The following is a 7,803-nucleotide window of genomic DNA, read 5'->3' as shown; positions in this document are numbered from 1 at the left end:
TCTTCATGGTGCCGGGCGCGGGTGGGTTCGTGCAGCACACGCATCCTGACGTCTGCGCCAACGCGGTGCTGGACTTCCTGCGGTCGGTGGGCTAGGGCCGCGTCGGGCGGACGGCTGGCGCGGCATGAAAGTCGTAGCGCTGCTGGATGACGTCATCCACGGTCGCGTGTACCACGGATGGGCCATCGTTTTTGTGGGATTTCTGGCTGGTTTCGTTAAGGCAAGCCTCACGGGGTTCCTTTTCAGCGTATTTCTCAAGCCCATGTCCGAGGAGTTCGGCTGGAGCCGCTCGCTCACCACTGGCGCCGTGACCGTGGGCACGGTCATCGCCGCTCTGACCGGCTTCAGCTTCGGGTCCCTCCTCGACCGCTACGGCGCGCGCGTGCTTTTTGTCGGCGGCGCCGCGGTCATGGGTCTGGCCCTTGTCGGCCTCTCGCAGGTGAACGGCCTGTGGCAGTTCTACGTGGCCTACATCATTGGACGGCTCATGGCGTTCGGGCCGCTGGGTGATGCGTTCATTGCATCGGCGGCGGCCCAGTGGTTCATTCGCAAGCGTGGAAGGGCGATAGCCATCACAATGGCGGGGCCGGCTCTGGGCGGCGCGGCGCTGGCGATGCTGGCTGGCTGGATTATTGCCACGTCAAGCTGGCGCAACGCCTGGTTTGTCATGGGCGTGCTGACATGGGTGCTAGTGCTTCTCCCCGCCTGGCTGCTGGTCCGGCGCAGGCCGGAGGACATGGGCCTGTTGCCCGATGGCGACAGCGGAAACGCCGCGTCGAGCGTCCCGTCAGGCGGCGCTCACCACTCGGCGTCAGCGCCGACGGTTTCCGCAGCGGACCCGGAATGGACCGTGGGCGAGGCGACGCGGACGAGGGCCTTCTGGCTGCTCTCAATAGTCGGTTTTTTTCACATCGTCACCACGTCGGCGGTCGTGTTCAACATGGTCTCCAGCCTGACGGACCGCGGTTTCGGCACCGCGCTCGCGGTTGGGGCGCTGAGCCTCTACGCTTTGATCCAGGGCCTGTCGCAGATCATATGGGGTGGTATGGTGGACCGGCTCCCCGTCCATGTGGCCTACGCGATTGCCCTTGCCACCTCCATGGTGGGCCTCGGTCTGATTGGCCTGGCAGCGTCGCCCGTCATCGTGTATGCGGCCGTCATCGTGTTCGGCCTGGGGCAGGGGGGCGTTCACACGGTGGGGCACACCGTCTGGCCCGCCTACTTTGGGCGGCGGAATGTAGGCAGTATCCGCGGGGTGTCGCTGCTCTTCGAGAGCACGGGCAATGCCTTCGGCCCGTTCCTGGGCGCGCTGGTCTATGACCTGTCCGGCAGCTACGCATGGGCGTTCGTCGGCGTCGTGGTGACGCACGTGGTGATCGTGGGGTTGGTCTATCAGTCCCGGCGGCCCGTCCGCGCAGCGTCGGCGACGGCGTAGGAGCGCGGACGGCGGAGGTTTTTTTGTATGGGTGCATCCATAACTCTGTCTCCCGTGGACAGGCTCGACGTCACCATCCTTGTTGACAACACGGTGAACATGCTGCTGGGCAGCGCGCCTCCCGCCGTGCGGCGGCACCGGCTGGACGTGGAGCGGCCCGGCCTCCTGGCCGAACACGGGATGGCGATGCTGGTCAGCGTGACGAAGGGGGACAGGTCTTCCACGTTCCTCTTCGACACGGGGCTGAGCAGGGATACGCTGACGCATAACATGGACGTGCTGGAGGTGCGTGCTCAGGACATTCAGGCTGTTGTCCTCAGCCACGGCCACGCCGACCACTGCGGCGGCCTCGCCGGGATGGCGCGGCGCCGTGGCGCGCGCCGCCTGCCTGTCCTGCTGCACCCGGACGCCTACCTCATGCGGAAGGTAGTCTTGCCGGACGGCTCGGAAGTCCGGCTCCCGCCGCCTGACCTGCGGTCGCTGGCCGCCGAGGGCATAGATGTCATTGAAGGCCGTCAGCCGTCGTACGTCGTCGAAGGACTGGCGCTGGTGACTGGGGGTGTCCCGCGCACTGTGGACGTGGAGACGGGGTTCCCGATTCACTACGCCCAGGTGCAGGGCGCGTGGCAGCCGGACCCCTGGATTCACGACGACCAGGCCGTTGTGGTGAACGTGCGCGACAAGGGGCTTGTGGTGCTGACCGGCTGTGGGCACGCGGGCATCATCAACATCCTGAAGTACGCCCGCGCCGCGACGGGAGTGGAGTCAGTCCACGGCGTCATCGGTGGCATGCACCTGGAGGGCGGCATCTTCGAGCCGCGCATCCAGCGGACGGTGGAGGCCCTGGTCGAGATGCGGCCGCAGGTGGTGGTGCCCGGCCACTGCACCGGCTGGCGCGCCACGCACGCCCTGGCGGACGCGCTGCCGGACGCCTTTGTCCCCAACAGCGTGGGGACCCGGTACACCTTCGCGGCGGACTAGTGTTTAGTCAACACGTTTTTGATAGCTCGAGGTTCGACGAGTTCACATTCAGCGTGACTCAGGACTAGGGCAGGCCCTCCAGGAAGGGCTTCACCGCTGTCTCAAACCCCAGCGGGTTGTCTCCGGGCACGGTGTGCCCGGCGTTCGCGACCTCCACGAGTTGGCTGCCCTGTATCGCCTGTTGCAGGTGCTCCGCGCCCTCTCTGTCGAGAACGAGGCTGTCGCCGCCGCGCACGATGAGCGTGGGGCAGGCGATGTTTCTCGCGCATGCCCACAGGTCCTCCACCGTGCCGCGTGCGGGCCGGAAACCCGGCGTCCGCAGGAGTTTGTCGTACTTCCACGTCCACTTGCCGCTGGGAAGCTGCTTCAGGTTCCACTGGAGGCTTCCGACAAGCTGCGGCAGTTTCCTGCGGGGATTTCGCTCCAAGACCCGCTGGGCGAACGCCTCAACGGAGTCCAGTTCGTCGGTTGACGTCACGAACTCGCGGATCTGCCGCCGGCCCTCGCGCCGCGTCTCCGGCCCCACGTCCACGATGACCGCCGCGCGCACCCTCTCCGGATGGTTCCCTGTGTACACCAGAGTGTTCCGCCCGCCCATGCTGAGGCCAACGATGACAAATTTGTCCAGACCCATCGTCTGGACAAAGGAGTGGATGTCCCGCTGATGGGCATCCAGGCTGTAGTCGCCGTCCGGCGCCCACTGGCTGTCGCCGTGGCCGCGCTGGTCCAGCGCTACGACGTGAAAGCTTGTGCGGACGGCGAGCGCGAAGAAGTCCCAGCTATGGGCGGTCTGAGAGCCGCCGTGGAGCAGGAGCATCGGTGGCTTGCCCTCGTTGCCCCAGTCCAGGTAGTGCAGTCGGAGGCCGTTGACGGTCACGGACTTGTCGTGAGGCTCAACGATCTCAGGCAGACGAAGGCCAATCTCCGCGGCGGCGCGGGCGATGTCTTTTGTGTAGTCAAACGTCGTGGTCATCTCTCCCCTCGAACAGCCTTTTTCTGAGTTCGGTTGTGCTACGGCGTCAAGTTGGTGATGGCGCGCGTGCCATCATACACGATTCCGCGCACCACGTCGCCGCGCGGGCGCTGGTGCCGGCTTACGAGGCCACCAGCGGCATGACGTCTCTGCTGAAGGAGCGGATGAACGCCGCTTTGTCCGGCATATTCGCCGTCCACCAGAACTGGGTGGCTCCTACCGCCGCGGCCTCCTTGATCTTGCGCGCGCAGTCCTCCGGCGTCCCTCCGACGAGGAAGCGCTCGGCCAGGTACTCTTTCAGGCCGTCCTGCTCCACGAGCCTCGCGTTCTTGGCGTCGCGCCCCGGCTTCACGTGCTCCCAGAAGTCGTACTCGTGGCACAGCCGTCGCACAGCGGGGTACAGGCGCTGAGGAAGGTGCTTGTTGTCCAGCGAGACCTGGAACGTGGCGTTGCACGCCGCCGCCAGGAAGGACTTCGCGTCCTCTATTGCGTCGTGCCGGGTTGGGCCGACGCGGCATCCGCAGAGCCACCACAGGTCAAGGGCGTTCGGGTCACGGCCTGCCTCTTTGGCTGCGTCATGGATCGTCGCGAGCGTGGCCTTGACGATGTCCGGCGACACGCCCGTCCCGATGATGATGCCGTCCGCGATCTGGGCGGCGAGCCGCAGCGTTTTGGGCCCCGCGGCGGCAAGATAAATCGGCACGTTCCGCTTCGTCCACATGAGCCGGAGTTGTTTTCCGTTATACGTGATCTCCTCGCCACGCAGAAGGCTGCGCACCGCCAGAGCATACTCGCCGAGCTTCTTGACGGACGCCGGACGGTTCCCGGTGTGAAAGGCGGCGCTGTCGCCCGTGCCGATGCCCAGGATGGCGCGGCCTCCGGACAGCTCGTCCAGGCCGGCGATGGCCGAGGCCGTGACCATGGGGTTGCGCGTCAGCGGGTTCGTCACGCGCGGGCCGAAGCGGATGCGGGACGTGTTCTGCGCGCAGAGTACGCCCGTGATGTAGGTCTCCGGATAGACGGAGGGCGAGTCGGTCAGGCCGATCATGTCGAACCCTGACTCCTCGGCGAGGCGGACCCACCCCGGGTACTCCGAGAGGCGGTCGGCCACGAGGCTGATCCCGTAGCGCACCTTGCGGTCCATAGAGCACTCCTTTAATAGTGTATTGTAATAGTGTATTGGCCTATGGTGTCTCAGGACGTTGCCGTGGTTTTCAGCTCTTTCCGGCGGCCACGCCCCAGAGCTGAACGGACGTGGACAGCAGGCGTACCACGGCCGTGCCTTTCGTCGTGACCTCTCCGCGCTGGCTCTCGGACCAGACGTCGCAGTCCACCAGGTGCTGGCCGTTCTCGACCCGCTTGCGCGTGACGGTCCCCTTGCACCACTGGGTGTCCCCGTGCGGGTTCGGGCGCGTCATCGTGACGGATAGCTCCGCCAGAAAGCCATCGTCGCCCATCCAGTTGGTCAGCAGATGGCCCAGCCAGCAGACACGCTGCGATCCCAGGGCATAGGGGCGCGGGATACCGACCGCCTGGGCGGTGGACTCAAGAAAATTCACTTGGGACCACGGCTCGTAGTAGTTCGTCTCCGGGTCACGGTACACCCATGCGGGATGTCGCTGCAAATAGGCGGCGTGCCTGCCCATCGCCATGCTCCCGTGGACGTGAGCGACAAACGTCTCCACGTCCTCCAGTCCCAGCGGTCCCTTGACCACGGCGCCCAGCGAGTCGCCCTCCTTCACGTCCTCCCAGTAGCGTATCTTGTTTCCCTGAATCTCCTCGTGGTCCAGCGCCTCTTCAATCGCCCGCAGATCTTCGGGCGTGTACGTCGCGGGGGAGAGTCCCGCGTATTTTCCTCTTTGCCGGGCTGCGTCGCGCTCCGTCCGGATGCTCCATCCGCGCGCCTTCGCCACAGCCTCGCCCTCCTGGTCCTTGTACATGACGTCCACGTACTGGATAACGGAGCGGCCTGCGTAGCTGCTCTGCTTCTCCACTACGTCGGTCAGCGTGGCGGACGGCGTGATGCGGTCGCCGAGATGGGGGACGCGATAGAACTCCCAGTCGTTGCCGCCGTGGAAGGAGTGGACGCCGGGGAGTCCGCCCGCCAGGGCGCCGCTGGGGCACACGACGCTGTACAGAAACGTTGGCGGCGCGGGGATGATGGCGTGATGGGTGTGGGTGGCGTAGGTCTCGTCCGTCCACAGCGGGTTGCCGTCGCCGACGCCCCGTGTGAAGCGCCAGATGGCGTCCCTGGTGACCTGCTCGTTTTGGGGGTGCAGGCGCAGCGGCACGCCGCAGCGCCGCCGCAGCGCGTCCACGCCCTGCTTCGTGATCGTAGCGTTCGTAACAAGTGATGGTAGCGGCATGGCCCTCTCCTACTTTCCGACCCGGGATGGCAGGGATACGGTGGCGTGACCGGGCGTTGTGACTTCGCCGCGCTGGTTCTCAAACCAGATGTCCAGGTCCGCCAGATGGCTGCCGTTCGCGACGCGTTTGCCCGTGACCTTGCCTTTGCCCCACTGGACGTCGCCGAAGATGTTGAAGCGGCGGTACTCCGCGTAGAGCCGTGTCATGAAGCCATCGTCGCCCATCCAGTTGGTGGCGACGGTGCCCAGCCAGCAGTTGCGCTGCGCGCCGATGTCGTACGCGCCGGGGACGCCCGCGCTTTCGGCGGCTTTCGCATCTTCATGGACCTGCGCGATGCGCTGCATGGCGCCCGTCTTCGGGTCCCTGAAGGTGAAGGCGGGATGGCGCTTCATCTCCCGAAGGGCCAGCCCGTGGGCTGCGGCAGGGTGTCCGAAGACGCCGCGCCACGCGATCATGTCGCCCATGTTCAGAGGCCCCTTCACGACGGGAGGCAGCTCTTCGCCCACTTGCACATCCTCCCAGTAGCGCGGCGTGGCCCCCCGGACGGACGCCGGTTCCTTCGCGTATGCGGCGAGGATGCGCTCAATCTCCTCGTCCGTGTGGCGGTACTTCGTGATGGCCTTGTACTTGCCTCTCTCCTGGGATGCCTGCCGCTCCACGCGGATCGTCCAGCCGATGGTGCGGGCCACCACGTCGGCGCGCTGGTTGAAGAACACGATCTCCGCGTACACGACGACGGAGCGCCCGCCCATCTGGCTGCGCTTCTCGACGATGCTGATGGGCCTGTAGCTGCCCGTCAGGATGTCTCCCTCCTGGATGCGCCGGAGATACTCCCAGTCGTTCCCTGAGTGGAAGGCATGGACGCCGGGCATGCCGCCGGTCCGCATCCCTGTCGGGTGGATGATGCTATAGAGGAACGTGGGCGGTGCCTGCAGCCTGCCCAGCCTGGACTTGCGGGCGTAGTCCAGGTCAATGTGGAGGGGGTTGTGGTCGCCGATGGCGTCGCAGAAGTGGCGGATGTTGTCCGCGGTCGCCTGCGTGTCGCCCCGCTGGACGGTGTAGTACGAGCCGACGCGGGCGCGCAGATCGGCGATCCCCTGCTCCGTTATCCTTGCGCTGCTTTCCAGTACCATAAGGCTGTCTCCTTGTGGCGGAACGTGCTGACCCTGGGTCATTGTCGGTCAAAACGCCTGGCGGGGCAAGCCCGCCGCCGCGTTCCGGCTCAATAGGGCTGTGCACAAAAAGCCGCCTCGGAATTCCTGTCACCCTGAACCCCCTTCGGCTTCGCTCAGGACAGGCTCCGCGAAGGGTCTACGCTGGTGTGAGACAGACGTAAATTCTTCGCTATGCTCAGAATAAACTTGTGCCACCGAACACCTGTTGCTGCCGCCAGATGGAGTAGGCAAAGAGCGGGGCGTGGTGCGGCCGCGGCTTGAAGGCCACCAGGGTCTGTCCACGCAGGCGGATCTCCTCAAACACTTCGCCAGCGAGATTCCTGTGCTGCCGTGGGGTAACACCCTGATGGCGCCACAGAACGGACAAGTCTCGCAGAATCGCCGTCGTACGGTCAAGATTGGGTGTGGGGACGTCCGGTTGGGGCGTGGACAACGCCCGAAGCTGGCACTCGATCTGCCGGAACTCACTCCTAAAATCCTCGTCCGTCATGGCGCTCCACAGGTGCTGCTTCCGCAGGTTGGCTAACGCCATCTCGAGACGCTGCACCTCGCCGCTGTGATCCGGCTGCGGATTCTTGTGCGCCAGACACGTCGGCACCGCCTTCCGCCAGCCGTCATCAAGCGCGATGCGCGGGATCACACGGTCGGCAAACTCCTGTTCCACACGGGCTGCCCCTACCGACAGGGGAGTCGTCCCGCACCTGTGCCAGTTGTGGAACATTTTTTCGGGGAGTAGAGTCCCAGGAAGTGGTGTAAGACCAGGGTGGTCTAGCAAAGAAGCGACCACCGCGTCATCCTTACAAGCACGGCTAATGCTCTAAGAGAGGAGACGACAGTGGTCAAAGAGAGTGTGGACATTTTGGGACTGATGC

7 protein-coding genes are annotated in these 7,803 nt (G+C 65.4%); 2 read left to right on the top strand and 5 right to left on the bottom strand.

Features of this window, described 5'->3' with window-relative positions:
- The first annotated feature begins 124 nt into the window (after positions 1–124).
- A complete protein-coding gene (locus tag Q7T26_08350) occupies positions 125–1,435 on the top strand; it encodes an MFS transporter (GenBank protein MDO8532163.1) in 1,311 nt (436 codons plus the stop codon).
- 27 nt (positions 1,436–1,462) lie between these two features.
- Positions 1,463–2,416 carry an MBL fold metallo-hydrolase gene (locus Q7T26_08345; protein MDO8532162.1) on the top strand — a complete coding sequence of 318 codons (954 nt, stop codon included), beginning with the start codon at positions 1,463–1,465 and terminating at the stop codon, positions 2,414–2,416.
- 64 nt (positions 2,417–2,480) lie between these two features.
- Here Q7T26_08345 and Q7T26_08340 read toward each other — a convergent pair whose 3' ends face one another.
- The 5 genes from Q7T26_08340 to Q7T26_08320 all read right to left on the bottom strand — a co-directional run bounded on the left by Q7T26_08340 (position 2,481) and on the right by Q7T26_08320 (position 7,595).
- Positions 2,481–3,389, bottom strand: coding sequence for an alpha/beta hydrolase (locus tag Q7T26_08340; GenBank protein ID MDO8532161.1), 909 nt, complete (start codon positions 3,387–3,389; stop codon positions 2,481–2,483).
- 121 nt (positions 3,390–3,510) lie between these two features.
- Positions 3,511–4,533: an LLM class flavin-dependent oxidoreductase gene (locus Q7T26_08335; protein MDO8532160.1), complete on the bottom strand. Its 1,023-nt coding sequence runs from the start codon at positions 4,531–4,533 to the stop codon at positions 3,511–3,513.
- A gap of 70 nt (positions 4,534–4,603) precedes the next feature.
- Entirely contained in the window at positions 4,604–5,755 is a 1,152-nt protein-coding gene (locus tag Q7T26_08330) for a MaoC family dehydratase N-terminal domain-containing protein (GenBank protein ID MDO8532159.1), read from the bottom strand.
- A gap of 9 nt (positions 5,756–5,764) precedes the next feature.
- Positions 5,765–6,889 carry a MaoC family dehydratase N-terminal domain-containing protein gene (locus Q7T26_08325; protein MDO8532158.1) on the bottom strand — a complete coding sequence of 375 codons (1,125 nt, stop codon included), beginning with the start codon at positions 6,887–6,889 and terminating at the stop codon, positions 5,765–5,767.
- 217 nt (positions 6,890–7,106) lie between these two features.
- Positions 7,107–7,595, bottom strand: coding sequence for a hypothetical protein (locus Q7T26_08320; GenBank protein MDO8532157.1), 489 nt, complete (start codon positions 7,593–7,595; stop codon positions 7,107–7,109).
- Positions 7,596–7,803: the final 208 nt, after the last annotated feature.

The sequence above is a fragment of the Dehalococcoidia bacterium genome (assembly GCA_030648205.1).
In the GTDB taxonomy this organism is placed as follows: Bacteria; Chloroflexota; Dehalococcoidia; order JAUSIH01; family JAUSIH01; genus JAUSIH01.
This window is presented reverse-complemented; position numbering and strand designations above follow the sequence as displayed.